Annotated in this window: 24 protein-coding genes, 1 pseudogene and 2 riboswitches; of the genes and pseudogenes, 14 read left to right on the top strand and 11 right to left on the bottom strand. The window is 39.2% G+C overall.

Annotated features, from left to right (window positions below):
• Positions 1-27 precede the first annotated feature (27 nt).
• Both M3206_RS04250 and M3206_RS04245 read right to left on the bottom strand, forming a co-directional pair.
• The gene (locus tag M3206_RS04250; RefSeq protein WP_251311259.1) at positions 28-177 is read right to left on the bottom strand and encodes a hypothetical protein; all 150 of its coding nucleotides are present in this window, start codon (positions 175-177) and stop codon (positions 28-30) included.
• Between the two features lie 378 nt (positions 178-555).
• Positions 556-2,016 (bottom strand): SulP family inorganic anion transporter, encoded by a 1,461-nt coding sequence (locus M3206_RS04245; protein WP_251311258.1) that lies wholly within the window; start codon positions 2,014-2,016, stop codon positions 556-558.
• 282 nt (positions 2,017-2,298) lie between these two features.
• Between M3206_RS04245 and M3206_RS04240 the strand changes: the two genes are divergently transcribed.
• Entirely contained in the window at positions 2,299-2,817 is a 519-nt protein-coding gene (locus M3206_RS04240) for a DinB family protein (RefSeq protein ID WP_251311257.1), read from the top strand.
• Between the two features lie 50 nt (positions 2,818-2,867).
• Here the strand turns inward: M3206_RS04240 and M3206_RS04235 are convergent, their stop codons facing one another.
• Together M3206_RS04235 and M3206_RS04230 are read right to left on the bottom strand one after the other, a co-directional pair.
• Entirely contained in the window at positions 2,868-4,325 is a 1,458-nt protein-coding gene (locus M3206_RS04235) for a flavin monoamine oxidase family protein (RefSeq protein WP_251311256.1), read from the bottom strand.
• Positions 4,326-4,449: 124 nt separating this feature from the next.
• A complete protein-coding gene (locus M3206_RS04230; protein WP_251311255.1) occupies positions 4,450-4,806 on the bottom strand; it encodes a winged helix-turn-helix transcriptional regulator in 357 nt (118 codons plus the stop codon).
• A gap of 157 nt (positions 4,807-4,963) precedes the next feature.
• On the opposite strand from M3206_RS04230, the gene M3206_RS04225 reads away from it, so the two are divergent.
• Complete coding sequence (locus M3206_RS04225) at positions 4,964-6,169, top strand: MFS transporter (protein ID WP_251311254.1); 1,206 nt, start codon at positions 4,964-4,966, stop codon at positions 6,167-6,169.
• 400 nt (positions 6,170-6,569) lie between these two features.
• Here the strand turns inward: M3206_RS04225 and M3206_RS04220 are convergent.
• Positions 6,570-7,596 (bottom strand): annotated as a pseudogene (locus tag M3206_RS04220) (DUF2332 domain-containing protein).
• A 140-nt stretch (positions 7,597-7,736) separates the two neighbouring features.
• Positions 7,737-7,840, top strand: a riboswitch (guanidine-I (ykkC/yxkD leader).
• A gap of 53 nt (positions 7,841-7,893) precedes the next feature.
• Between M3206_RS04220 and sugE the strand changes: the two are divergent.
• Positions 7,894-8,217 (top strand): quaternary ammonium compound efflux SMR transporter SugE, encoded by a 324-nt coding sequence (gene sugE, locus M3206_RS04215; RefSeq protein WP_251311253.1) that lies wholly within the window; start codon positions 7,894-7,896, stop codon positions 8,215-8,217.
• A gap of 74 nt (positions 8,218-8,291) precedes the next feature.
• On the opposite strand, the gene M3206_RS04210 is transcribed toward sugE, so the two are convergent.
• Both M3206_RS04210 and M3206_RS04205 read right to left on the bottom strand, forming a co-directional pair.
• Positions 8,292-9,077 carry a polymer-forming cytoskeletal protein gene (locus tag M3206_RS04210; RefSeq protein WP_251311252.1) on the bottom strand — a complete coding sequence of 262 codons (786 nt, stop codon included), beginning with the start codon at positions 9,075-9,077 and terminating at the stop codon, positions 8,292-8,294.
• Between the two features lie 19 nt (positions 9,078-9,096).
• On the bottom strand, positions 9,097-9,717 hold the full coding sequence (locus tag M3206_RS04205) for a YhbD family protein (protein WP_251311251.1): 621 nt from the start codon (positions 9,715-9,717) through the stop codon (positions 9,097-9,099).
• Positions 9,718-9,844: 127 nt separating this feature from the next.
• Here M3206_RS04205 and M3206_RS04200 point away from each other — a divergent pair, with 127 nt between their 5' ends.
• The 7 genes from M3206_RS04200 to M3206_RS04170 all read left to right on the top strand — a co-directional run bounded on the left by M3206_RS04200 (position 9,845) and on the right by M3206_RS04170 (position 19,344).
• Entirely contained in the window at positions 9,845-10,576 is a 732-nt protein-coding gene (locus M3206_RS04200) for a TIGR02206 family membrane protein (RefSeq protein ID WP_251311250.1), read from the top strand.
• A gap of 215 nt (positions 10,577-10,791) precedes the next feature.
• Positions 10,792-12,162, top strand: a complete 1,371-nt coding sequence (locus M3206_RS04195; protein ID WP_251311249.1) for a TrkH family potassium uptake protein — start codon at positions 10,792-10,794, stop codon at positions 12,160-12,162.
• Positions 12,163-12,217: 55 nt separating this feature from the next.
• A riboswitch (FMN riboswitch) is annotated at positions 12,218-12,372 on the top strand.
• Positions 12,373-12,564: 192 nt separating this feature from the next.
• Positions 12,565-13,215: a riboflavin synthase gene (ribE, locus tag M3206_RS04190; RefSeq protein ID WP_251311248.1), complete on the top strand. Its 651-nt coding sequence runs from the start codon at positions 12,565-12,567 to the stop codon at positions 13,213-13,215.
• An 11-nt stretch (positions 13,216-13,226) separates the two neighbouring features.
• Entirely contained in the window at positions 13,227-14,420 is a 1,194-nt protein-coding gene (locus tag M3206_RS04185; protein ID WP_251311247.1) for a bifunctional 3,4-dihydroxy-2-butanone-4-phosphate synthase/GTP cyclohydrolase II, read from the top strand.
• Positions 14,421-14,437: 17 nt separating this feature from the next.
• A complete protein-coding gene (ribH, locus tag M3206_RS04180; protein WP_251311246.1) occupies positions 14,438-14,908 on the top strand; it encodes a 6,7-dimethyl-8-ribityllumazine synthase in 471 nt (156 codons plus the stop codon).
• A gap of 645 nt (positions 14,909-15,553) precedes the next feature.
• On the top strand, positions 15,554-17,311 hold the full coding sequence (locus M3206_RS04175) for an ABC transporter ATP-binding protein (protein ID WP_251311245.1): 1,758 nt from the start codon (positions 15,554-15,556) through the stop codon (positions 17,309-17,311).
• 2 nt (positions 17,312-17,313) lie between these two features.
• Positions 17,314-19,344: an ABC transporter ATP-binding protein gene (locus tag M3206_RS04170; protein WP_251311244.1), complete on the top strand. Its 2,031-nt coding sequence runs from the start codon at positions 17,314-17,316 to the stop codon at positions 19,342-19,344.
• Between the two features lie 51 nt (positions 19,345-19,395).
• On the opposite strand, the gene M3206_RS04165 is transcribed toward M3206_RS04170, so the two are convergent.
• Positions 19,396-19,548: a hypothetical protein gene (locus tag M3206_RS04165; RefSeq protein ID WP_197468147.1), complete on the bottom strand. Its 153-nt coding sequence runs from the start codon at positions 19,546-19,548 to the stop codon at positions 19,396-19,398.
• 171 nt (positions 19,549-19,719) lie between these two features.
• On the opposite strand from M3206_RS04165, the gene M3206_RS04160 reads away from it, so the two are divergent.
• Entirely contained in the window at positions 19,720-21,039 is a 1,320-nt protein-coding gene (locus tag M3206_RS04160; RefSeq protein ID WP_251311243.1) for a globin-coupled sensor protein, read from the top strand.
• A gap of 46 nt (positions 21,040-21,085) precedes the next feature.
• On the opposite strand, the gene M3206_RS04155 is transcribed toward M3206_RS04160, so the two are convergent.
• The 3 genes from M3206_RS04155 to M3206_RS04145 form a co-directional block, all read right to left on the bottom strand.
• Positions 21,086-21,421 (bottom strand): hypothetical protein, encoded by a 336-nt coding sequence (locus M3206_RS04155; RefSeq protein ID WP_251311242.1) that lies wholly within the window; start codon positions 21,419-21,421, stop codon positions 21,086-21,088.
• Between the two features lie 92 nt (positions 21,422-21,513).
• Positions 21,514-22,035 carry a GDYXXLXY domain-containing protein gene (locus M3206_RS04150; RefSeq protein WP_251311241.1) on the bottom strand — a complete coding sequence of 174 codons (522 nt, stop codon included), beginning with the start codon at positions 22,033-22,035 and terminating at the stop codon, positions 21,514-21,516.
• Positions 22,028-23,266: a DUF2157 domain-containing protein gene (locus tag M3206_RS04145; RefSeq protein ID WP_251311240.1), complete on the bottom strand. Its 1,239-nt coding sequence runs from the start codon at positions 23,264-23,266 to the stop codon at positions 22,028-22,030. Before M3206_RS04145 ends, M3206_RS04150 begins: the two co-directional genes overlap by 8 nt.
• Before the next feature lie 274 nt (positions 23,267-23,540).
• Between M3206_RS04145 and M3206_RS04140 the strand changes: the two genes are divergently transcribed.
• The 3 genes from M3206_RS04140 (at position 23,541) to M3206_RS04130 (ending at position 25,720) form a co-directional block, all read left to right on the top strand.
• Positions 23,541-25,058 (top strand): aldehyde dehydrogenase family protein, encoded by a 1,518-nt coding sequence (locus tag M3206_RS04140; RefSeq protein WP_251311239.1) that lies wholly within the window; start codon positions 23,541-23,543, stop codon positions 25,056-25,058.
• Positions 25,059-25,201: 143 nt separating this feature from the next.
• Positions 25,202-25,393, top strand: a complete 192-nt coding sequence (locus M3206_RS04135) for an alpha/beta-type small acid-soluble spore protein (RefSeq protein ID WP_251311238.1) — start codon at positions 25,202-25,204, stop codon at positions 25,391-25,393.
• A gap of 78 nt (positions 25,394-25,471) precedes the next feature.
• A complete protein-coding gene (locus tag M3206_RS04130) occupies positions 25,472-25,720 on the top strand; it encodes a hypothetical protein (RefSeq protein WP_251311237.1) in 249 nt (82 codons plus the stop codon).
• Positions 25,721-25,740 lie beyond the last annotated feature (20 nt).

The raw sequence follows: 25,740 nt of genomic DNA, 5'->3' as shown, positions 1-25,740 counted from the left end.
GAGCTAACCATCTTAGGTTAGCTCCTCTTAAAGAAGTTTGCTGAGTACAATCACGATTATGCCGATAAGGGCTAAGCTGTAATTTTGAACAAGATTTTTTTCCTCTGTCGTATCAACTTGAGGACTGAATAGCTCATCAAAGGCTTTTTTTCGAAGACCGGTTTCATGGATAAACATGATCCTTCGCTTCCTTTCCTTTTGAAATCGCTTTCTCACCTAGTATAAAGCAGTTTCAGCATAAAGACAAAATATTCCGACAAACTAACTTACCGAAATTGGTATTTAACTACTATTCAGGTTTATAACAAAAAAAATAGTTTATTAGTATTGTTTAATGTAAGAATCATTTACTTATATGAATTTTATGTTTATATAGAATTAACTAGAATTAGGGGGAAGGTTAATGAATATAAAAAGATTAGGATTCCCTTTTTATATGATGATCAAGTAAATCAAAAGAATATAAAAGATGCATATTCAAGGATTTTCAAAACTATAGAAGAATATTCAAATTAAAAAACACTCCCAAGATTGGGGGTGTTTTTTATTGAATGACTAGTTAGCATTCGCTTTATCATGAACAGCTAGCTTATTTACAAGCAATGAGCTGTCTTTATTGAGTCCAGTAAGTTCAACTTCTACATCATTCTGACGGTATTTCATCACTACCTTATCGATTGCACCGACAGCAGAATCATCCCAAAGGTGAGACTGGGACAGGTCGATCACTATTGACTTCACGTTATCGGTAAAATTAAATTGAGAAACAAAATCTGTTACGGATGCAAAAAATAACTGTCCTTTAACGAAATACGTTTTTTGGTTTAAAGCATCATCCATTTGGGATTGAATTTCAATTTTTGATATTTTAGCTGCAAAGAACAGTGCACTGAGAATTACACCTGCAAGTACCCCTTTTGATAGATCATGGGTTAAAACAACAGTAACAACTGTAACTATCATTACAGCAGCGTCTGTCTTAGGCATTATGTGCAGTTTCGTTAATGATGACCAATCGAATGTACCGATCGAAACCATGATCATCACACCAACTAATGCTGCCATCGGAATCATAGATAATAAATCATTGAGCGATATGATAAGAATCATGAGGAAAACACCTGCTACAAAGGTAGACAGACGTCCACGCCCACCAGATTTTACGTTAATTACGGACTGTCCAATCATTGCACAGCCTGCCATCCCACCAAAAAATCCAGCAATTATATTAGCGAATCCTTGACCACGCGCTTCTTTATTCTTATCACTTTCCGTATCCGTCATATCATCAACAATTTGAGCAGTTAGAAGAGATTCCAATAAACCAACTAGCGCTAATGCAAAGGAATAAGGAAAAATAATCTGCAATGTTTCAAAGGTTAGCGGGATATCAGGTATTAAAAACATAGGAAGTGCCTGCGTGAGTTCACCCATATCTCCAACAGTACGAACAGTAGAACCGGACATCACCGCGATAATCGTAATTACAATAATGGCAACTAATGGTGAAGGGACTACTTTCGTAAATCTAGGGAACAAGTAGATGATACAGAGAGCACCTGCAACCATCGCATACATCACCCAAGATTCTCCTACAAAATGAGGAAGTTGGGCAGAGAAAATTAAGATTGCGAGCGAATTAACAAAGCCCACCATGACAGAGCGGGGGATAAACTTCATATATTTTCCGAGTTTTAGAACTCCAATAACGATTTGAATGATTCCTGTTAATACTGTTGCGGCTAGTAAATATTGAAGGCCATGTTCAGCAACAAGTGTAACCATGACTAGAGCCATTGCTCCTGTTGCAGCTGAAATCATTCCTGGTCTGCCGCCTAGAAACGCGATGACGACTGCAATACAAAACGAGGCATATAATCCAACCATAGGGTCAACACCTGCAATAATTGAAAAAGCAATCGCTTCCGGAATCAGGGCAAGTCCAACGACTAATCCGGCAAGAACATCCCCACGAATGTTTCCGAACCACTCCTGTTTCATTTTTTGTATATTCAACAACTACACCTCATTTTTTTATGTGAAAAATAATTTAGACTTTCAACTTTCATGAAAGACGGCGTCCGAAATCAACGCGTTCGATTATACCACTAAAGGTAAGAATCAAGTAATGAAATGTAAGCGTATACTTTGACTGTTTTCTTTTAAATTCGCGATTTTTCTTCTTTTTTCAAGGAATTAGGAAAATCATACATTTTTGAACTTTAAAGAGGATTAGTGAGAAGTAAATCGAAATAGAAAAACTAAAGCAATCAGTATGATAAAAAATGAGGTGTAACAATGGAAAAAATGCCATCCGCCTACGAATATCCAGATTATTTTGCTCCTTATGTAAATTTAGTTCCGCAGGGTGATAGGATTCAAATTCTGAGAGACCAGATGAAAGAAACTGTTTCTCTTCTCAGCACGATTACGGATTCAGAGAGTGAATACCGATATGCAGAGGGGAAGTGGAGTGTAAAAGAAGTGATCGGACATCTTATTGATACAGAAAGGGTTATGAGTTACAGAGCACTTTGTATAGCAAGAGGAGAAAAAGTATCGCTTCCAGGCTATGATGAAAAGGAATATGGAGCTAATGCTGATTTTGATAAGCAATCCCTAAAAGACCTTCTTGATCACTTTGCTTGTGTCCGTCAATCTACCATACATCTAGTGAAAAGCTTGAGCGAAGAATCACTTTCACGCAGGGGGATTGCAAATAACAGTGAAATTACTCCTCGGGCTCTGATCTCAGTTATAGCAGGTCATGAACTGCATCACCGAAACATTGTTCAAGAACGATACTTAAATCTTTAATGAAACAAACAAAAAAAACAGCACGCCATTTCCGTGCTGTTTCTTCTTGCTCAGCTATTGATTTCATGTGCAACCCGTATGGCGGATTCAATAGCACCCTCAATCCATCCGTGGTTCAAGGTCGTATGTTCACCAGCAAAATGAAGTCTGCCTTCTGGAGCTTTAATGGCATCAAATAGTTCGCTTTCCTGATAAGGTTTAAAAAAAGCAAAGCAGCCTCCTGCGTTTGGATCGATTGACCAGCTGTGTGCATGCCCCGTTACAAAATGATGGAAGACCTGCTTACCATGAAAGTATGACAAAAAGTGAAGAGTCTCTTTAATTCTCATTTCGTTTGAAGCACTTTTCCATGGTACCGTATCATCTTCCCACGTATAACTTCCTAAAACGATTCCTGATGAAAAGCCTTGTTGATTCTTGTTAGGGTAATAAGTGAAGCGTGAAGAAAGGTCTGTAACGGATTTCCCTCCTGTTAATCCGCTTTTTTCCCAAAAACGATGTTTGAATTCGATTCCTACCTTAGTTGAAGGTACATAGTGAAGCTCTCTGATTGCTTTTCGTTTGTGATAAGAAAGGGAAGTAAAAGGTTCAATGTGAACAAAATTGAGTACAGAAAATGGAATGGTAATGATGACCCGATCTGCTTCAAACTTATAGCGGTGCAGGGTTTTTGGGTTTTCCGTGTATAAGATGACCTTATTCGGATCGTTTACAATTCGGACAAGCTTTTGTCCAAAATTAATATGGGGTCGCAGTTCCTTAAGAAAAGCACGCGGAAGCAGATCGTTTCCGCCGGTTATCTCTACATATTTTAAATCTGGTTTCATAAAAATTATCAGGATATCTCGGAAGACTTCGAGAAAAGAAAGCTCGGGAAGTCCTTCAAGGGAAAGAAGAACTTTTATCTTATCGATTGCACCAGGAGATAAAGATCTTCCGAAGGGATTGTGTCTTAAAAAGTTATCTAGTGAATAATGCTGAAAGTTTTGAATGACGATCGGCCAATGTTTATCTGGGTCTTGTTCGATAAAATTTACTAATGGCTGAACAGCATATTGCATAAGCTTTTCAGCAGTTTTTCCTTTTTCTGTTTCCGCTAAAGGGAAACGGAGAATATCTGGATTTTGTTCATACATGCTCTGATTCGTCCGAATACCATTTACATAGATGATGTCATGAGGATTACTGTTGATAAATTCATTAGTAGGCAAATTAAACTTTTTAATGTATTCCATTACAAGTTTATGGGTTTCAGGGATACGCATCGCACCAGCTTCAAAATAATGACCATGTGAAAAAGGAGCTCGAATTGTATAGACCCTGCCTCCGACACGATGAGAGGACTCAAGAATACGAACATCATGACCGGCGGCCTGTAGAAGGGAAGCGGCAGTCAGTCCTGCCATGCCAGCTCCTACTATAATTATTTTTTGGGGAGAAGATGTTCTGTTTAACCCAATTCTGATCGTGTTCACCATCTCTTCGTCTGTTAACCGACTGAAGTTCATAGGTTATTCCCCCCGTATCTCGTTCTTATCTTTTTGCTTTAATCTATTTCACATTTTTGTAAAATATTAATTTGTAACTAAAACTAAACGGCAGCTGTAGTGGCTGCCGTTTATCTTATTATATTTACTTAATCTCTATAGGTTTGACCAATACAGAATCTTTTTCTGGATATGTTTTCTCAATATGCTGCTCTCCCCAAGCACAAAGAGCATCTAGAATGCCTTTTAATGACCATCCATACTTTGTTAAAGAATATTCAACACGAGGTGGAACTTGATTATAGACTTCTCGCAGAATTACGCCATCTTCCTCTAATTCACGCAGCTGCTGCGTCAACATTTTTTGTGTAATTCCGGGCATCAATCTCTTAAGTTCTCCAGTTCTTCGCTTTTCTTTTATAAGATGACATAAGATTACCACTTTCCACTTTCCACCGATCACTTCGAGTGCAGCCTCAACAGGTATATTATATTTTTTCATGAGCCAGAAGCCTCCAATATCCAATTGTTACTTTTTAGTGCCTACATTACTTTAAAGTGCGTACTTACTAAAAGTTCGTATATGAAACATAATAGCATCAAGTTATTCGGTTGACGAGCTAGAATGACTGAAACAAAAGTAGTGGAGGGAATTATAGATGAATACTGCCACAGCAAAAGTGGAATACGCGGAAACAAAAGGTGGTTTTCCAGCTTTATTAGCCTTAGCGATTTCAGCGTTTGGAATCGGAACAACAGAATTTGTACCTGTAGGTTTATTATCATCGTTAGCGAGTGACCTGAATATATCCATCACATTAGCGGGATTATTGATCTCCGGTTATGCAATGGGTGTTGCGTTTGGAGCTCCTATCCTTACAGCTTTAACGAATAAAATAAATAGAAAAACCTTGCTGATGCTTCTTATGGTTCTTTTTATAGCAGGAAACAGCGTTGCGGCACTATCAACTAGTTTTAGTTTGCTGCTGGTTGCCCGTTTTATTACAGCTTTCTCTCATGGCGTTTTCTTTTCGATTGGAGCAACGATTGCAGCTGATTTAGTACCCGAACATAAGCGTGCGAGTGCAATAGCATTTATGTTTACAGGGTTAACCGTTGCAACCGTTACAGGAGTTCCTTTAGGTACATTTATTGGACAGACGTTCGGATGGAGAGCAACATTTTGGGCTGTAGCACTCTTAGGTGTAGTGGCAGTTATTTCCAGTGTTCTCTTAGTACCTAAAAATTTAAAAGAAGCACCCCCTTCAAGCTTGAAGGATCAAGTGAAAGTCATTAAAAACGGCCGTTTGCTGCTCGCTTTTGCTATAACTGCTCTCGGTTACGGAGGAACATTTGTCGCCTTTACTTATTTGGCACCGATTTTAGAGGATGTGACAGGGTATGATCCAAAAGCAGTTGGTTTCATTTTATTAGGATACGGAATAACTGTTGCCATTGGTAATGCCATTGGAGGTAAAGCAGCAGATAAAAATCCTATAAAAGCTTTGTACTGGATGTTTGTTGTCCAGGCGATCGTCCTAATTGTATTATCTTTTACAGCGCCATATAAAATTGCTGGAACAATCACGATATTTTTCTTAGGAATGTTAGCATTTATGAACGTACCTGGTCTTCAGGTGTATGTGGTAAAACTAGCTGAAAGATATGTCCCTTCAGCTGTAAATGTAGCATCTGCTATTAATATCGCTGCATTTAACCTAGGGATTGCAATCGGAGCATTTGTAGGAGGAATCATTGTGAACTCGATCGGAATCATTCATACACCATGGATTGGCGGAGTAATGGTGTTTGGTGCCGTTCTTTTAACAGCTTGGAGCGGGCAACTCGAAAAAAGAGAAAAATAACTCAAAAGGGGCTTATCAAAAGGAAAAGTAATTTATTCTTTTGGTAATCCCTTCTTTTTTAATATTTAAGGAAGTTTTCACGGTACGTGTTTTTTATTCTGTTACACGTTCGCTCAAGATGACCCACTCTTCGCTCAAAATCCTCGATTTACGCTCAGAATCACCGAGCTACGCTCAAAATTCCTTATCTTCGCTCAGAATGGGTAGACTTTCGCTCAAACTTGCTGATTCAAGTCATAATTAGTATTAAAAGGCAGTCGATCTCTTGTAAAGTCAGTACTTTAATCTAGTTTTGAATCATCAAAACGTCCTTTTTTCTTTTATTTGTTATAAAAAGAGGCTTGAATTCAAAGTTTTGACTCAGCCCTTTCATTATTATCAAACACTTGTTTAATGTAATTTATAGCTTCCAGGAAAACCATCGTCCGTGACCATCGGTTTCAGCAGCAATTTCCGTTTTTTCTATACCATTTATATAAGAGTCGATGTGGAGATCACGATCCCACATATTATTATAAATATGGGCGATATTACGAATTTGTCCGAAGTTTCGTATGGTTTCCTGTAGCTGGTACTTAAGTGTATCAGGAATTTGGTTAGCCACATGTGTATGGAAAACACAGATCATTGAGCTGTTAGGAATCTGTTTTATAAGTTCAGGCAATAGTGACACGCCATCACCTTCGATAAAGACTGCCTCTTTTTTATTTACGTAGGAAGCAGCTTTGTTAAATAATGCTCTTCGTTCATGATGCTCTGGCCAGATTAAAGCTTCAAGCCATTTTTTATCTTCTGGATTCGTGACATCATTTATATGTAAATCAAGTCCGTAACGATGGGAAACAGAAGGGCTGCTTAATGAAAAAGGAGGAACTTTTTCACCTTGGTACTCGGACGTTATGCGTACATTAGATTTCAAGTTTCCATAAACTTTGCCCGTATTGTATGAATAGCTGTATTTGTCCCAAAAAAGCTGTAATCCAGCACTTGTTCCAATTTCTACAAGGGCTAGAGGTTTTTCCGTCTTTGCATACAGATAAGAAAAACAGGGGTAAAGGTACCCGCATCTTCTAACTTCATTCGTTTGGAACAAGCTTCGTTTGAAGCAAAGAAATGATTTCCTTACGATACATCAAACAAAAATCTTTAAAGGCTTCATAGGAGTCAGCAACCTTTTTTGGTCGATCTGTTAAACTAGGGAAAAAATCCTTTAATTCATGGAGCGTTCCGTTCAACAAAAGATAATGAACAGTGCCAAAAACAAGGTTTGGAACCGGCTGGCCATCGCGGGAGTACGTACTTAGCTGAAGCAGATCGTTATCATTCGCTATTTTCATTGATAAAAATTCATACAAATCACTGGATCCAGAGCATTCAAGTTTTGAAAAGTCCTCAAATCTTTTCGATAAAGAATCAACCTCTATCATACTTTTCACCTCATCTAGAATTTGTTTATACCTTTAATTAGTCTAACATTAAATGTCAGAAGACGTTATTTATGTTAAAGAATTTTAAGGGTAAATACTGCTTTCTTGACACTATAGAAACTTTTTTCAATAATATAGGAAGAATAGCTTTCTAGGGTTCCGCAGTGACTGTTCGCTGGTCTGGTCCGAGAGAAAGCGCACGATCGATACATCGTGTACACGGAGGGATAAAAGCCTGGGAGGATATAATTCATATATCTTTCTGGGCTTTATTTTGTTATAGGAGGTCATATATAAATGGCATGGGTATACTTGTTTGTTGCAGGGATATTTGAAATTGTTTGGGCGATAGGGCTTAAGTATACGAATGGATTCACGCGGTTATGGCCATCCGTTATAACCATTATAGGTATGTTTATAAGTTTTTATTTTTTGTCCCAAGCTACAAAAGTACTGCCGATCGGGACGGCTTATACGATATGGACGGGGATAGGTGCAGCAGGAGCCGTGATACTGGGAATCATTCTTTTTAACGAACCGAAAACACTTCTTCGTCTTATGTTTTTGGCTTTTGTTATTACAGGGATCATTGGATTGAAAGTAACGGCGGGGAGTCAATAGAAAAGACCAGGTTCTTATAAAAAAGCTGTCTGAAACAAGGGTTTAATCATGCTGTTTGAGACAGCTTTTATGTTTTATATTTTTTCTTGTGTGCCTATCTTAGCATTTTCATCAAGTTCAAGGCTTTGTTTATATTCGATTCGGTCGATTACACATCCAGGGCCAATTTCTATCGTGTTCCCTCTAACGACTTTTGCATGTGTATATTCGAGGGAAACATGATCACCCTCGATGACTTCTGCTGTTAGCTGATCTTTTTCCTGACCCATAAAGAATTTAAGAATTTTTTTGAATCCTGAAAAATCAAGGTTCCGTTTTACGGAGATATTTTCACCGCCAATTTCTTTTGCTTCACAAAGACGCAGAAGTTCGATGTCGATATTCCCGGCATTGAGAAGGCCATTAATCTTAAAGTGGCCACGAGCTAGAAAGGATTCCGCCTCACAATCTCCACCGATGATCACTTGTCCTTTTACATCGATCTCGTCACTTGATACGTTGCCTGTAATTGAAGCTGTTCCTCTGACGTTAATTTCTTTTCCTTTCAGGTCACCTTTAATAGTAGATGAGCCTTGTATCTTCACTTCGCTGCTCGTTAAATTACCATCGATATCTGTGCTCCCATTGATGATCATTTCTCTCGCTTCCATGTTTCCTTCAACATGGGAAGACCCGTTTACCTTGGCAGTCGCCGTTTTAATATTTCCTTCGATATGTGCACTGCCGTTGCATTTGAAAATTTCGCACTCGATGTCACTGTTTATATGTGCAGAGCCGTTAACTTTAACTTGATCATATTCGCCGCCAGCAGCAGTCCCTGACCCTGAAATGCTGATATTTCGTTTTTTTGCCTTTTCCATAATTACTCCTCCTCAACGTTTAAGAAAGCTTTAATTTTAATTCTTCAATGTATTTGTTCAGCTTATAATGGGCGATAATTTTTGTTTGAGATTCTACGAGAAGTTTTGCTGGTTCCGGTGTAAGGATAAAGAAAGATACACCCATTTTTCGAATAAAAATAAGTTCGCTTTCTTGGCCTGTGATTTCGTTTGCATGCTGCTGAAGGAAGTGAAGAAGCTCCATTCCTTCCGATCGATTCATTTCTCCTGTTTGAAGCAGGGTATCTAGTAAGTATAACGTTAATAATTGATCAAAAGAGAACGTAGCCGTGTTGCCATGGTGGGTGTTATACATTTCGATAGCAGTACTAGAAACAATGTTACGTTTTACTAACTCATCTGCTGATAGAGATGTAATAGTAGGAGAGGGGGAGAACATATCAGCAAGTTCATCAAGCGATAGATCATCTTTTAAATTCTTAATTTTTTCAATCCGCTGCAAAATTTCTTCTTTTGGAAAGAAAGTCTCCTGACCCGTAAAAGTGGATTTTCGTATAAACCAGTTTTCAGGTATCAGATTCTTTCTTTTCCAGCGGTACAGTTGACCATATGAAATGTTCGCAGCTTCAAGAAGATCTTTCTTTGAAATTAACTTTTCCATACTCAACCTCCTTTAATATATATAATGTAACATAACACTGTTACGTTACACAACATTTTTCTTTTTTTGCAAGAAAATAGTCCTGTTATTGTGAATACAATAGATATGGGTGTTGTGGGGGTGGGCTATGGAACAATGGTTCGGTGTAGGAGAGTCGGGGTTTGAGCTTTTTGGGATAGGACATTTGATCAGTCTGTTAGTCATCGTATTTATCGTCCTAATCATGTACTTCTTTCGGACTCGTTTAAAAGAAATATCTTTCATCAGAATTATACTTTTGATCTGTCTTGCTTTATCTGAAGTCAGCTATCAGTGCTGGGCGCTATATAATGGGATATGGACTGTAAAATTGTATCTGCCGCTTCAGCTTTGCAGTTTAAATATCCTGCTATGCATGGTTTTACTTGTAACAGAGAATAAGAAACTTTTTGCTTTTGTGTATTTGTTTGGACTTACAGGATCAATACAAGGTTTGCTTACTCCAGAACTCTATCAAGAGCCTTGGCACTTCCGATTTATTCAATATTTTTTCGCGCATGGCTTGATTGTTTGGACAGCTTTGTATTATGCGATCATTAGGTCATTGAGGATAGCGTGGAGGCGGTTTTTCAAGTCGTTTCTTTGGCTTAATTTCTTTGCGGCATGTGTTTATCTCATTAATGTGTTATTGAATACGAATTATATGTTTCTTATGAGCAAGCCTAGAAATGCTTCTATCATGGACTTTCTCGGTCCGTATCCATGGTATATTCTTGGTTTAGAGCTAATTGCGTTTTTCATTTGCTTGCTTGTCCTGATTCCTGTACTGGACCAGCCTGCAAATCCGATTCATAAAGACCGCTCGCCGATTGGTGTGTAGCGGTCATTTTGTTGCTTTGTAACATAGATCGAGCACTTCGATTATGGATGAGCCAGTCCACTTGATGAACATAATAGAAAAGAGAATGACTTCTGAAAATGAAACGAATTGAATTTTTAAATAAAAGTTCAATTTCACCTTGTTAAATAGAAGAGCTATTTGGTACTATTTTCAGAAGGTTATAGAAAAATTCCCTCGACAGGTGAAAATAGACTATGTTTAAAAAAAATTTTGGATCGACACAACAAAAAAAGAACCACTTAACTTCTGTTCAGCTTATCGTAATCTTTTATTTATTATCCATCATTGTGGCTACGATTCTATTAGGGTTGCCGATCGGACATGAAGAGGGAGTAAAATTATCTTTTATTGATACGTTGTTTACAGCTGTAAGTGCTGTGAGTGTTACGGGTCTTACCGCTGTAAACATACAGGAGACGTTCAATCATACAGGGACAATTATTCTGGCTATCGTTGTTCAAATCGGCGGAATCGGTGTAATGACACTGGGAACTGCAATCTGGCTTCTAATTGGTAAAAGAATTGGTATGAGAGAACGACAGTTGATCATGACCGATCAAAATCAGTCAACATTAGCGGGGCTTGTTCAGTTGATGAAACAAATTTTATCTCTGATCATAGGGATAGAGATTGTGGGTACCATCTTGTTTTTTATCTTGTTCCAGCCTTATTACGATACAGACCTTGATGTCCTGTACCATGCTTTTTTTGCCTCTGTTACAGCGACAACCAATGCCGGTTTTGATATCACGGGAAACTCACTTATTCCATTTCGTCATGACTATCTCGTACAAATTGTAACCATGTTTTTAATCTCTGCAGGAGCGATTGGTTTTCCAGTATTAATCGAGATCAATAATTTTATAAAAGAAAGAAAGTACTTAGAACGCTATACCTTTACTCTTTTTACAAAGGTAACGACCATTACATTTGCTCTATTAGTAGTGACAGGAGCTTTAGGTATCTACTTATTAGAGATGCACGCTTTTCTAGAAGATAAATCTTGGCATGAAACGTTCTTCTACTCGATGTTTCAGTCCGTAACGACACGAAGCGGCGGATTATCTACGATGAACGTCTCAGAGTTTAGTGTTCCGACTTTACTCTATTTAGGAGTTATGATGTTCATCGGAGCCTCTCCAAGCAGTGTCGGAGGCGGTATCCGGACAACAACATTTGCGGTAGCAGCCTTAGCGATCTTCTTTTATGCCAAAGGCCGAAACACGATCAAAATCTTTAATCGGGAGATCTACCCGGAAGATATACAAAAATCATTCATTGTGATCATCGTTGCTATGGGGCTATGTACACTATCAACAATTATTATGTCCATCACTGACCCGCTGCCTATTGAGGAAATCTTCTTTGAAGTTTGTTCGGCATTCGGAACGACAGGGCTCTCCACAGGTATTACGGGTAATCTAAGTTCAACGGGCAAAGTAATTTTAATGATTTTAATGTTTATTGGAAGAATTGGTGTACTGTCTTTCCTTTTCATTATTCGAGGAAAAGCAGTCACTGAAAATATCCATTATCCGAAAGAAAAATTAATAATTGGTCAATAAAAGCAATCACGTTTGAATTCAGTTCGATGTTTACTTATAATGTACATAAGTAAATAGTGTCCTTCGGGGTTTGGGTGAAAGTCCCGACCGGCGGTGATGAGGCTGTTGATAGGTCTCTTAGTCCGTGACCCGGTTTTGTGAGTAAGCAAAAACGGTGGATTCGGTGAAAGTCCGAAGCCGACAGTATAGTCTGGATGGGAGAAGGAACGTGAGCGCTTTTAAACACTTGTTTTACTAAAACAGTGATTTTAAAGGTTTATTTAGTTATAGCCGTTTAACCAAAACCCCGGGAACGATTAAGTTCTCGGGGTTTTTTTAAAAGGTTTTTGCAAAAAACTCCCAGATATATGCACATTTACGATCAGCGACATCGAAACATAACGAGCAAGGGAGGCAAAGTGTTTGTTTACAGGAATTATTGAAGAACTTGGTACGATTAAGTCTATTAATAAAGGAAACGAAACCATCGTACTGACGATAGCAGCTGAAAAAGTTCTCCAGGATGTTCATCTCGGTGACAGTATCGCCGTTAACGGAGTGTGTCTTACCGTAACATCCTTTCGATCTAATCAGTTCACAGTAGATGTTATGCCTGAAACGTTCAGATCTTCCACTTTGAAGCTATTAAACAATCGGGATCTTGTTAATCTCGAACGGGCAATGGCTGCAGGGGGACGGTTCGGCGGGCATTTTGTTTCGGGCCATGTAGATGGAACCGGAGAAATCGTAGAGAAACGCCCAGAAAAGAATGCAATCTACTATACCATTTCTCTTCCTGATCATTTGATGAAGTATTTTATGTTAAAAGGGTCTGTTTGTGTGGATGGAACGAGTCTCACTGTTTTTGATGTAACGAATCATACGATCACAGTGTCACTCATTCCACATACGGCTGATCATACGATTTTAGGAAAGAAAACGACTGGTGATCTCGTAAACATCGAATGCGATATGCTGGCCAAATATGTAGCCAGAATGTTGTCACCAGAAAAAGAAGAAACTAAACAAAAGTCAAAGATGTCTCTTGAGTTCCTACAAGAGCACGGATTTTAGGAGGAGAGTCCATGTTCCACTCCATAGAAGAAGCTGTAGAAGATTTAAAAGCAGGAAAAATCGTTATTGTTGTCGATGATGAAGACCGTGAGAATGAAGGGGATTTTGTTGCCCTGGCAGATGGGATCACTGCGGAATCCATCAATTTTATGGTTACGCACGGCAGAGGTTTAGTATGTACACCGATATCAGAAGAAATCGCTGTAAAGCTTGATTTATCACCGATGGTGGCGGCGAATACAGATTCCCATGGTACGGCCTTTACGATAAGTGTGGACCACATATCCACTACAACAGGAATCTCCGCACAAGAAAGAGCGGCCACAGTTCGTGAACTGGTGAATGAGGATTCGGGCCCTTCTGACTTTAAACGTCCTGGTCATATATTTCCTTTGATCGGCAAAAAAGGCGGAGTGCTAAGAAGAGCTGGCCACACAGAAGCAGCCATCGATCTGGCAAGACTGGCAGGCAGCAAATCGGCGGGTGTAATCTGTGAAATCATGAAAGAAGACGGTACGATGGCACGTGTACCTGAACTTGTAGAATTAGCTAAACAGCACAATATGAAGCTAATTACGATTAAAGATCTGATCACGTATCGAAATAAAACGGAACAAATGGTTAAAAGAGAAGTCGAAATCAGCCTTCCAACAGAGTATGGTGATTTTAAAGCGATTGGTTTTTCTAATGTATTAGATGATAAAGAACATGTTGCGCTTGTAAAAGGCGATATTCAAGATGATGAGCCTGTATTAGTGCGTGTTCACTCAGAATGTCTGACAGGGGATGTTTTCGGATCAAACCGCTGTGACTGCGGACCTCAGCTTCATGCAGCCCTTTCACAGATCGAGAAAGAAGGCCGCGGCGTCTTATTGTATATGAGGCAAGAGGGAAGAGGCATCGGGCTGATTAACAAAATGAAAGCTTACAAACTACAAGAAGAGGGCCTTGATACCGTTGAGGCGAACGAACAGCTCGGGTTTGCGCCAGACCTCCGCGATTACGGGATCGGAGCACAAATCTTAAAAGAATTAGGAATCAACAAGATGAAGCTTCTAACAAATAACCCGAGAAAAATCGCGGGTCTTAAAGGGTATGATCTTGAAGTAACAGAGCGCGTGGCACTTCAAATGCCCCATAATGAAAGCAATGAAAATTATTTAAAAACAAAGAAAAGTAAATTGGGGCATATGCTTCATTTCTAAAACAGGAGGAACTGACATTGGCAAAATTATTCGAAGGACATTTAGTTGGATCAGGGTTAAAAGTAGGAATCATCGCAGGTCGATTTAATGATTTTATTTCAGACCGATTAGTTTCTGGGGCACAAGATGCTTTCAAAAGACACGGGGTTTCAGAAGATGATGTAGATATCGCTTGGGTACCAGGAGCGTTTGAAATTCCATTAATCGCGAAAAAGATGGCAGACAGCGGAAACTATGATGCTATTATTACATTAGGAGCTGTCATCCGTGGATCGACGCCTCACTTTGATTATGTATGTAACGAAGCTGCTAAAGGAGTTGCACAAGCTTCAATGACAAGTGGTGTACCCGTTATTTTCGGTGTTTTAACTGTAGATTCTATCGAACAGGCTATTGAACGAGCTGGGACGAAAGCAGGAAACAAAGGCTGGGAAGCAGCAGTTTCTGCGATCGAGATGGCAAACTTAACGCGCCAGTTCTCAAATTAATAGGTAAGTCAATCGACCCGTCACTTCTTGTTGGCGGGTCGTTTTTTTAGTGCGAGATATAGGGGGCTCCAAAAATGGGGATCACATTTTTTTCACCTTGTCATACATTGTGTAGGACAAAAATAAATTAATTTGGTATATCGAAAATGAATTGACATAGTTATTAGAATAGTGTTAAGATTACCAAAGTTAAGAACTACAAAATTATGGAAAGGATGGTTTGGTCATGATGAAAACAATGATTGTCACATATTTAACGGTCTGGATTGCAATGGGCGAAGACTCTACAATTTCATATCATGGCCTGCCGGAAGAAGTGTATTAAGAGTCCTTTCTTTTCGTTTTATTGATCTCTATACATATTCATTACGCAGGTCACCCCAGTCGTGACGTGTGTTTTTTTATGGTTTTTAAAGCATATCGCCTTCGAGTGGTATGCTTTTTGTTTTCATTTGCATGAAGATTGTTCTTCTTTTGCAATAAATAAAAGGCTGTGTAAGGAAACTCACACAAAATTTGGAGGTAGAGGATATGAAAAACGGAGTGTTATTGATGTGGCTAGAACGGAAGGATCATACACTTTTTGGGTAGCTCATGTAAACATTTGTTTTAAAGAAAACAGCGAGATAGGGAGGAGAGAAAGATATGTTTTCGGTTTTAGGAAAGTTAGCCTGGTTTTTTAAGAGGCATTGGATCAGGTACACAGTGGCGGTCGTTCTTTTAACGGTAGTGGGTATTATTGAAATCATTCCGCCTAAATTAATTGGTAATACGATAGACTCCATTCATATGGGCACGATCACGAGAGCAGATATGATGAAGACCCTCGGTATCTTCGTGGCGGTACTCGTCTCGATGTATGTCACGATGTACATCTGGATGTACCAGCTTTTTGGAGGCGCTTTTATTATTGAACGTACGATGCGTTCAAGGTTCATGCGTCACCTACTAAAAATGACCCCTACTTTTTTTGAGAAGAATAGAACAGGAGATTTGATGGCGCGTGCAACAAACGATTTAAAAGCCATCTCGATGACTGCCGGCTTTGGGATATTGACACTCGTTGACTCCAGTCTGTTCATGCTGACGATCTTGTTTGTGATGGGTTTTATGATCAGCTGGAAATTAACGTTCGCAGCTCTTATACCGCTGCCGATTATTGCATTCATTATTAAAAAGTACGGTAAGAAAGTGCATCAGCGTTTTACAGTTGCTCAGGATGCATTTGGGGAAATGAACGATTCCGTTCTGGAAAGTATTCAAGGCGTTCGTGTTATCCGTGCTTATGTACAGGAAGAAGCGGATGTAGAACGCTTCAATAAAGTTACGGAAGATGTTTTTGAAAAGAATCTCGCTGTTTCAAGAATTGATGCTCTTTTTGAGCCAACCATTAAGATCCTTGTGGGATTGAGCTATTTGATCGGATTAGGTTATGGAGCCTACATGGTTTTCCATAATACGATTACACTCGGAGAACTTGTTACCTTCAACGTTTATCTAGGTATGCTGATCTGGCCGATGATCGCAGTCGGTGAATTAATTAATGTAATGGAACGCGGTAGTGCATCACTGGACCGTGTAAACGAAACGCTCGCGTACGAAGCGGATGTTAAAAACGGTGAAGACCTGGTTCCTTTATCAGACCCAGGAACGATTAAATTTGAGGATGTTACGTTCAAATATCCTTCATCAGAGTCTGATAACTTAAAGGGTATCAATGTGACGGTTAAAAAAGGAGAAACCCTCGGAATTGTAGGGCGTACGGGAAGCGGCAAGACGACATTGCTGAAGCAGTTACTGAGAGAATACCCAGTTGGTGAAGGGAAAATCAGCTTCTCTGGTGTTGATATTGAAGATATCGCCTTAGAGGATCTACAAGGCTGGATCGGTTATGTACCTCAGGACGCGATTCTGTTCTCTAAGACCGTGAAGGAAAACATATTATTCGGTAATCAATTTGCTGATACGGATAAGCTGAATCACGTTATGGAGATGGCGTCCTTTAAAAATGATGTCAACTATCTCCCAGAAGGCTTGGATACCTTAGTTGGAGAAAAAGGTGTGGCGTTATCCGGAGGGCAAAAGCAGCGTGTGTCGATCGCGCGTGCACTTTGTGTGGATCCTGAAATTTTAATTCTAGATGATGCGCTTTCTGCTGTTGATGCAAAGACGGAAACAGCGATTATCAGAAATATTCGTAAAGAACGTGCAGGTAAAACGACATTTATTACAACACATCGGTTATCTGCAGTTGAACACGCAGACTGGATCATCGTTATTGAAGACGGAATGATCGTGGATGAAGGAAAACATGAGGATTTAATAGCTAGAGATGGCTGGTATAAAGAGCAGCATGAACGCCAGCAAATCGAACAAAACTTAAATGACAATAAGGCGGTGTAGCCATGAACGTAGGAAAACGCCTGTTTCAATACGCACTTCAATATAAAAAGAATTTCATTCTAGGATTGCTCATGCTGACTGTCGCTATAGCAGCCGAGCTGACGGGACCATTTATAGCGAAAACCATGATTGATGATCACATACTCGGTATTGAAAAACCTTGGTATCAGGTGAGTGAAAGAGAAAAAGCAGCAGTGAAGTACGATGGAAACTGGTATAAACGAAGTGATCATTTTGATCAGGGAGAAAATAAAGGAAAAGAAATACGGGTAGTACAGGTTAAACGTGATTATTATATCATTGATCAGCCTGTATCCATTACTGGTGAACGATCAGCGGAAAATGGGGAGGTTACGATTTTTTATAAAGGAAAATCAAATACTTACCCAGCGGAAAAGTTAAGTATCCAGGAAACTTTCGCATTTTATAAGCCAGAAATTGCAGGGATCATGAAACTTATGATGATCTATTTAGGGCTACTTTTATTTGCAGCATTCTTTCAGTACGGTCAGCGCTACATGTTGCAACGATCGTCAAACTTGGTTATCAAAAAAATTCGTCAGGATGTATTTGCTCACGTACAGCGAGTGGCTATCACTTATTTTGATAATCAGCCGGCAGGTAAAATCGTTTCGCGTATAACAAACGATACGGAAGCGATTAAAGAGCTATTTATAAACGTACTTGCCAACTTCTTCACAGGTATCATCTATCTGACCGGTATCTTCACAGCATTGTTCTTGCTCGATGTTAAGCTTGCAACGATCTGTTTGATCCTCGTTCCGATCCTGGTTGTTTGGATTAAGGTTTACCGGAAGTTCGCGTCCAAATACAACCATAAGATCCGATCAACCTTAAGTGATATTAACGGCATGATCAACGAATCGATAAATGGTATGACCATTATTCAGGCATTTAAGAGACAGAAGGAAACCACTGAAGAATTCGAGACCATGAACAAAGAATACTTCACGTTTCAAAATAAACTGTTAAGCCTGAATGCGATGACTGGGCACAATCTGGTGTTATTCTTGAAAAACCTTGCGTTCATGGCCTTTATTTGGCACTTTGGAGGTCAGGCGCTGGGAATCGGTTCCGCTATTTCGATCGGTGTGCTCTATGCATTCGTGGATTATTTGAACCGAATGTTCCACCCGGTAACCGGGATGGTGAACCAGCTTGCTCAACTGGAACAGGCACTTGTTTCCGCTGAGAGAGTTTTTGTATTAATGGATGAACCAGGCCAGACGGTGACGAAGGTCGAGATTCCTCGTTACAAAGGAAATGTAGCATTCAAGGACGTAACATTCAGCTATGTGGACGGAGAACCGGTGCTGAAAAATATTGATTTTGAAGCGAACCAAGGAGAAACTGTAGCGCTCGTTGGTCATACGGGCTCTGGTAAGAGTTCTATCATGAATTTGCTTTTCCGTTTTTACGATATCAAACAGGGTAAAATCACGATTGACGATCAGGATATCATGGAATTGTCAAAACAGGAAATGCGACAGCATATGGGAATCGTCCTTCAAGATCCGTTCCTATTCACAGGAACGATCGCCTCTAACGTAAGCCTGGGTAATCCTGAGATTACGAGAGAACAAGTTGAAAAAGCATTAACGGATGTCGGAGCGATGCCTTTCATTAATAACCTGCCAAAAAGGTTGGATGAACCGGTTATCGAGAAGGGAAGTACGCTTTCTTCCGGGCAGCGTCAGCTGATCTCGTTTGCTAGAGCACTTGCTTATAATCCAGCAATTCTAATACTAGATGAAGCAACAGCAAGTATTGATACAGAAACAGAAGCAATCATTCAGGAGGCACTTGATGTATTGAAGCGGGGAAGAACAACGTTTATTATTGCTCACCGTCTTTCAACGATTAAGAGCGCGGACCAGATTCTCGTTCTAGACCGCGGTATCATCGTAGAACGCGGAAATCATGATGAATTGATGAAGCAAGAAGGACGTTACTTCCAAATGTATCAGCTTCAGCAAGGAAAAACCGAAAAACGAGCTGAAAAAACAGCGTAAAAATAAACGAGCTGATTCAACCGTTGGTTGAGCCAGCTCGTTTTCGTTTATTTAACCTTCTTCTTTATTCTTTTCATCCATTTCATCGTTTTGCTGGCCATCATCTACACCGTTATCTTGGTCAACACCATCACCGCAAGCAGTTAATCCACCTAAGGTTAACATCGCTGCCAAAGTACCGGCTGCCCATCTTTTTTTCCACATGTGAACCACTCCTCGTTTCATTTTTTTAGACTAGTTATTTATGCTTACTTGAAGATACCCCATCTTCCGTCGATAAAACATATGAGTAACAAAATGTGATAAAAGTCACATCGATTCGCTAAATTTTGGATTAGATTATTAAGTGATCATATAGGAAGAAGGAATATAATAATGGCTTCAATCTTAAGCATTCTAACGAAGAAAACTGAAAAAAAAATTGTAGCGCAGTTATTCCAAGAGTTGATGAAAGATGTGGAAATTAGTGTACCGGCAGATAGTGAATGGCAAAAACAAATAAACATGATTTCTTTAACATACGAAGACCTGGCTGTGATCCGGTCGCTTAAACCTCTCATTTCAGAGAACATTGAAAGAATTGTTGATCAGTTTTATAAAAATATTGAATACGTACCTGGTCTGCTCGAAATGATTCAAAAACATAGTTCGATTAAACGTTTGAAAGTAACTTTAATCAAACATATCCAAGAGATGTTTGATGGTGTCATTGATGAAAGTTATGTAGATCAGAGAAAAGCAATTGCACACATTCACTTTAAAATAGGGTTACAGCCGAAATGGTATATTTGTTCGTTTCAGGATATGCTTCTTTCCATCCTTTTTATTTTAGATCAGAATGTTGAGGGGAAAGCGGAATATCAGCAAGCTGTTAAAGCCGTAACAAAGATCTTGAATTTTGAACAACAGATTGTTTTAGAAGCTTTTGAATTTGAACAGTTAAAAGAAAGAGCACGCCATGAGAAACAGAAAATGCAGATTACTCAATCAGTAGGAAATTCTGTAGATGAGCTCGCAAGCATTTCAGAGGAAACGAGCGCAGCGCTGCAAGAACTTACGTCAAAAGCTGATGAAGTTGTTGTCTTTGCAAAAGATACAGCGGAATCTGGTGGAGAAGTTTCGAAGAATTCACTTGCAGGTAAAAATAAACTTGAAGACCACCAGCAGATGATCAATAAAGTAAAAGAGCAATCTGAACAGATCTCTGCCGAGCTTGTGAATCTGGAGCAAGCTACCGTCAAAATTAATGATGTAGTCGATATCGTAACAGCTATTGCGGAACAGACGAATCTCTTATCCCTGAATGCAGCCATTGAAGCAGCGAGAGCTGGAGAAGCGGGAAAAGGATTCTCTGTTGTTGCTCATGAAGTCCGAAAATTAGCCGACCAAACCAAAACGTCCGTCTCAGGTGTATCTGATCTTGTGAAAAATACACAAAAAAGGATTGAAGCCGTTTCGGGTTCCGTAGCAAGCATTCATCATTTCATAAATGACAGTGTTTCTGAAGCTACAGAGATTACGGATTTCTTTAATGCCATTTTATTAAAAATGGATGAAAGCACCGAGAGAAGCGGGAAGCTTGAAAATGAAGTAGAAATTATGGCAGAAGTGATCGAAGAGCTCAGCCAAGCGGTAGGGCAGATCGCTATTTCTGCGGACTCCCTTTCCGATGTAACAAGGAATATGCAAGATTAATAAAGGGTCTCCCAAAAGTAAGTTCACCTTACCATTGGGAGACCCTCTAATTTTTGTTTATAACATATTGAGCTCTGCTGGTTTCAAAAGATACGATATCCGAATCAATTCTTATGTCAGTTATTCCGTCAATTGGGATTTCGTAAGTGACAGCAGGAAGTTCAACTGAAGTACCTTCTTCTGCCGCATAAGCGGTTCCGTGTAAAAACAATATATGGTCTCCTAGATATTCATCAGGTGCATCGCGCTGTTCAAATGTAGCTTTTTGCAGGGAAATCGTGATTTGATCTAAATCGCCGGTTTCTTCCTTACGAATCGCAACTTGATTTCCAACCCAGGCGTTTATTACATCTTTCAATTCAATGATTTTAGTATCGGACATTGTTTTCACCTCTTTATCAATTTTCCCGTAATACGCAATCTTAAACCGAAGAAAAAAAGCCCTCTTAACAAAGAGGACTTAGCGTTTTGATTTTAAAGAGGTTTTAAATCAGTAATCTTTTGTGCTCCCCAAGGTGCGATCTTAATAGTAACAGCCATATCACTTGCTTGCTGCTCTAACGCTTTACCGGTATTCTCCTCAACGTAATATCGTTCTAATCCATAATGAATTTGTATCTGATCGGTTGTATTTCCCCAAAATCTTTCAGCTTTCCCTTTTAAGGTAACTTGTTGATCGTCGACATCGGGTTTATCAGGATGAACGCTTATAACGTCATAATAACCTTCCTTGTTTTCTTCCAGAACAACAAATACAGTCTGCTGACCGCTGTTTAAAGATTCGCGATCACCTTTCCATTTAGAAACAGGCACCGTACTGATATCAAAACTAAGCGTTACATAATCACCATAAAGGATATCTCTTGGATCGACAGGAACAGTTTTAATCTTGATCTCTTTTCCAACGTAATCAATGCTGTAGTAGCTTCCGGCGATAAAAAGTAAAAATAACACTTGAAGGGAAGCCGCTATAATCCAGCCTTTTTTTCTATTCATCATGCGGCCCTCCGTTTTTAAGAATTTGTTTTTTCTTCCGCTGAAGAAATGCATTAAGTATGAATAACAGAATACCGCCGATTAAGAAAAATACGGACTTCGGCATGAAAGCCCATGCGAGATTAAAGTACCCCATTAAGCAAACGAGTAAGAAAAGAACGATACCGAGATTGATTTGTGAGCGACTTTCTTTTTTGTATCCGTCAGCCAGCATAAAGCCTGAATAAGCAAACATAACCACGAGATACAGTAGGCCAGTCAGCAGTGGATCTGCTACTTTTGCCAAATAGAAATAGGGAATGAAGATCAATAATTCCCAAGATGGCGGATTCGTACTACCATTTCTTTTCTTGAGAGCAGCTAGAACAAAGATTAGGATCAAAGGTGGCAGGAATAATGCCGCATTCGGGAATTCTAAATCTGCTAAAAATTCGTTCGTAAGTGTGAAATATAACCCATATGCATAAGCAAACCCGATGAGGGAGCCTACGCGTTTAAACGATCGTTTAAATAAGGTTCTATTTATCCACATGCTTGCAGTGTATAAGGCAAATCCAAATAAGAAGAACCAGAGCAAATTCAAATCTTCAATGATAACAAATAGAAAAGCTTGTATGCTTAATCCGATTGTAAACAGCCAGATTTCTAATGTTCTCGGATATAAATAAACAAAGCCCCCGATACTGATCAAAAAGATAGCGAAAAGAAAATAACTAAAAGAATCGAATTCTCCCATGCTGTACAGCTGTCCGCCAATCGTTAATACTGCTAAAAAAAAGATGTAAAGCTTGTGTCGATCTCTGAACAAATAGAATAAAGCAGGCAGACTCCAAAAGACAAAGAGTCTCGCGTCTGTGGCAGTCAGGTGAAAAGTTTGACCTAACAAGATGATACTTGCTCCGAAGGAAACGATACCAAGAAGATTTAGCGATGTTCCCAGTGTTTCATTTCCTTTTTTGAGATACATATCCCCAACTGTATAAAAGCTGATCATGATCAATAATAAGAGACCAAGCCTTGCTAATGGAGATATTTCGCTCCAGTTGGAAGCAATAAATGATAAAATACCGACTCCAATTAAAATACTTGCTAAAACAGGGAGGATGCCAGCAGGTTTTCTGATTTCTTTTGAATCTGGATATCGCGCAACGATTTGTTCAAGTTGGTCAGGCGTAATGATTTTTTCTTCAACCCACTTTTGTCCTTCATGTCTCATCCATTTTTGGTTCATCTTATCCCACCTCACCAAAAGTATATGTATGTAAATTTGAATTCAGATTATCTTTTTTTAAATATTTCTCTATAAGTGTAATATTACATCAACAAGAATTAACGAATCAAGCAATAAAAGATAATTTAAATTCGAACTATTTATTAACGAGTTACGTTTGGATTTTACCCATATACTGACATGTTAGTACATATTAAAAAAGATTGAAACAACCCGCACAAAAAAAGGTATGATTAAAGGAGTATGAATATTTTGATAAAGGGAAGTGCGCAGTATGAAAAACGTAGTGGTTGCAAAACATCCTGCTACCGGGGAAACGATTGATCAATGGCTTGAAACTGACATTCAGCAAGTACCTGATCTATATGATAAAGCTTCGGCAGCTTTTAAGTTTTGGTCTTCTCGTTCTTTAGAAACCAGACTTTCTTTTATTACGAAGATGAAGCATTATCTTTTAGATCATATGGATGAAATCGTTGAAGAAATTTGTTCAGCAACAGGGAAAGTAAAGGCTGAAGCTTTGACTGCAGACCTTACGCCTGTTATTGATATCCTGCAGTATTATGAAAAGCGCGCACCAAAAATATTAAAGCGCAAAAGAGTGTCAACACCGCTTCTTTTAGTTGGAAAATCTTCGTATGTGGATTATTTTCCTCTAGGAACAGTTCTGGTCATCAGCCCTTGGAATTTTCCGTTCCAGCTAGCAATGACGCCTGTTATTTCAGCATTGATTGCAGGAAATTCGGTGATTTTAAAACCGTCTGAAGTTACGCCTACTATAGGTTTGTTGATTGAAAAAATCGCAAGAGAGATCAATCTGCCAAAAAATCTCCTGCAAGTTGCACACGGCGGTAAAGAACTCGGTCAAGAATTAGTGGCAGGATCTCCTGACTGTATATTTTTTACAGGGTCGGTTGAAACGGGAAGAAAAATTGGAATAGAAGCAAGCAAGAGATTTATTCCTTACACGCTGGAGCTTGGCGGTAAAGATCCGATGATTGTGTTCGAAGATGCTCCGTTAAAAAGAGCGGTTCATGGTGCGATTTGGGGAGCCTTTACGAATGCAGGCCAAGTATGTATGTCAGTGGAGCGTGTTTATGTACAAAGTTCCGTTCATGGAGAATTCCTGGACCTTCTTGTAGAAGAAACAAAAAAGCTAAAGATGAAAGAAGATGTAGGTTCTATTACATTCGAGAATCAAAAAGAAGTCATAAAAGATCATGTGCTGGATGCTCTTGAAAAAGGAGCACTGCTTCTGACAGGAAAACATCCTGATCAATGGGAAGAAAGTATGTATATCGAGCCGATGGTTTTAACAAATATTACGGATGAAATGAAGATTGTGAAAGAAGAAACCTTTGGACCTGTCATGCCTGTCATCGGTTTTACTACGGAAGAAGAAGTTATTCAAAAAGCAAATAGCACGGAATTTGGTCTAAATGCAAGCGTTTGGACAAAAGACAGCCGGAAAGCAAACCGTGTTACATCAAAGCTTGTTACAGGTAGTGCTGTAATCAATGATGTTTTAGTTTCTGTAGCAAATCCTTATCTTCCGTTTGGCGGTGTTAAGAGCAGCGGAATAGGCAGTTATCATGGGGACGAAGGTCTATATACTTTCTGCAGACAAATGTCCGTTATGAAAGATCCGGGACTTAAATCAAAAGAGATTAACTGGTATCCTTACCAAAATAAATATAATAAACTTCGTACGTTAGTCAAAGCTTATTTTTCAAATAATAAACAAAAAGCAGAACTCTTCCGTTCGTTCTATAAACAGCTGCGAAAAAAATAAAAGCGATTCAGCCTATAGTGCTGAGTCGTTTTTGTATGTCAGAACTGTTTTTATGTGTGGGAAGGTCACTATAAATTGCCAGGAAGAGCCCTGCATACAGATTTTGTGAAGTATACACAATATGAACAAGGAGGTGAAACAAAATGGCAAGAAGAAACAAACTAGTGGTACCTGGTGCACAACAGGCTATCGACCAAATGAAATATGAAATTGCATCTGAGTTCGGTGTAACACTTGGACCAGATACAACAGCGCGTGCTAACGGTTCCGTTGGTGGGGAGATCACGAAACGTTTAGTCGCAATGGGACAACAACAATTAGGCGGATCTCGCTAACTCTAAAAACATGGCTGTAAAGGGGTGGAGAAATCCACTCCTTTTTATAAAGGGTTTGTCAGCAAAGGAGTAGATGATATGGGAATGTGTCCCTTATGCAATAACTTTCAAACGATAAATGTACGTTGTCCTGAGTGTGGTAGAACAGTCCATGATCAAGGTAGAGTAAGCGATTTTTTTGATGATTACAGTCCATATATGGAAGTGAATGAGCTCAAACTGGAGGATGGTTATCCAACAGACTTTAAAGACAGCCAATGCCCGCATGTCTTTTATTGTCATGATTGTCATCAAGAAGTTCTTTATTTTATCGGTGAATGGACATAAAAAAGCTTCATATCCCTATT

It is taken from the genome of Fictibacillus phosphorivorans (assembly GCF_023715845.1).
In the GTDB taxonomy this organism is placed as follows: Bacteria; Bacillota; Bacilli; order Bacillales; family Fictibacillaceae; genus Fictibacillus; species Fictibacillus phosphorivorans_D.
This window is presented reverse-complemented; position numbering and strand designations above follow the sequence as displayed.

Excerpts from the sequence above, each read along its gene's own strand:
- M3206_RS04250 (WP_251311259.1), bottom strand. The coding sequence starts at position 177 with ATGTTTATCCATGAAACCGGTCTTCGAAAAAAAGCCTTTGATGAGCTA.
- M3206_RS04240 (WP_251311257.1), top strand. The coding sequence starts at position 2,299 with ATGGAAAAAATGCCATCCGCCTACGAATATCCAGATTATTTTGCTCCT.
- M3206_RS04235 (WP_251311256.1), bottom strand. The coding sequence starts at position 4,325 with ATGAACTTCAGTCGGTTAACAGACGAAGAGATGGTGAACACGATCAGA.
- M3206_RS04230 (WP_251311255.1), bottom strand. The coding sequence starts at position 4,806 with ATGAAAAAATATAATATACCTGTTGAGGCTGCACTCGAAGTGATCGGT.
- M3206_RS04225 (WP_251311254.1), top strand. The coding sequence starts at position 4,964 with ATGAATACTGCCACAGCAAAAGTGGAATACGCGGAAACAAAAGGTGGT.
- sugE (WP_251311253.1), top strand. The coding sequence starts at position 7,894 with ATGGCATGGGTATACTTGTTTGTTGCAGGGATATTTGAAATTGTTTGG.
- M3206_RS04210 (WP_251311252.1), bottom strand. The coding sequence starts at position 9,077 with ATGGAAAAGGCAAAAAAACGAAATATCAGCATTTCAGGGTCAGGGACT.
- M3206_RS04205 (WP_251311251.1), bottom strand. The coding sequence starts at position 9,717 with ATGGAAAAGTTAATTTCAAAGAAAGATCTTCTTGAAGCTGCGAACATT.
- M3206_RS04200 (WP_251311250.1), top strand. The coding sequence starts at position 9,845 with ATGGAACAATGGTTCGGTGTAGGAGAGTCGGGGTTTGAGCTTTTTGGG.
- M3206_RS04195 (WP_251311249.1), top strand. The coding sequence starts at position 10,792 with ATGTTTAAAAAAAATTTTGGATCGACACAACAAAAAAAGAACCACTTA.
- M3206_RS04185 (WP_251311247.1), top strand. The coding sequence starts at position 13,227 with ATGTTCCACTCCATAGAAGAAGCTGTAGAAGATTTAAAAGCAGGAAAA.
- M3206_RS04175 (WP_251311245.1), top strand. The coding sequence starts at position 15,554 with ATGTTTTCGGTTTTAGGAAAGTTAGCCTGGTTTTTTAAGAGGCATTGG.
- M3206_RS04170 (WP_251311244.1), top strand. The coding sequence starts at position 17,314 with ATGAACGTAGGAAAACGCCTGTTTCAATACGCACTTCAATATAAAAAG.
- M3206_RS04165 (WP_197468147.1), bottom strand. The coding sequence starts at position 19,548 with ATGTGGAAAAAAAGATGGGCAGCCGGTACTTTGGCAGCGATGTTAACC.
- M3206_RS04160 (WP_251311243.1), top strand. The coding sequence starts at position 19,720 with ATGGCTTCAATCTTAAGCATTCTAACGAAGAAAACTGAAAAAAAAATT.
- M3206_RS04155 (WP_251311242.1), bottom strand. The coding sequence starts at position 21,421 with ATGTCCGATACTAAAATCATTGAATTGAAAGATGTAATAAACGCCTGG.
- M3206_RS04150 (WP_251311241.1), bottom strand. The coding sequence starts at position 22,035 with ATGAATAGAAAAAAAGGCTGGATTATAGCGGCTTCCCTTCAAGTGTTA.
- M3206_RS04145 (WP_251311240.1), bottom strand. The coding sequence starts at position 23,266 with ATGAACCAAAAATGGATGAGACATGAAGGACAAAAGTGGGTTGAAGAA.
- M3206_RS04140 (WP_251311239.1), top strand. The coding sequence starts at position 23,541 with ATGAAAAACGTAGTGGTTGCAAAACATCCTGCTACCGGGGAAACGATT.
- M3206_RS04135 (WP_251311238.1), top strand. The coding sequence starts at position 25,202 with ATGGCAAGAAGAAACAAACTAGTGGTACCTGGTGCACAACAGGCTATC.
- M3206_RS04130 (WP_251311237.1), top strand. The coding sequence starts at position 25,472 with ATGGGAATGTGTCCCTTATGCAATAACTTTCAAACGATAAATGTACGT.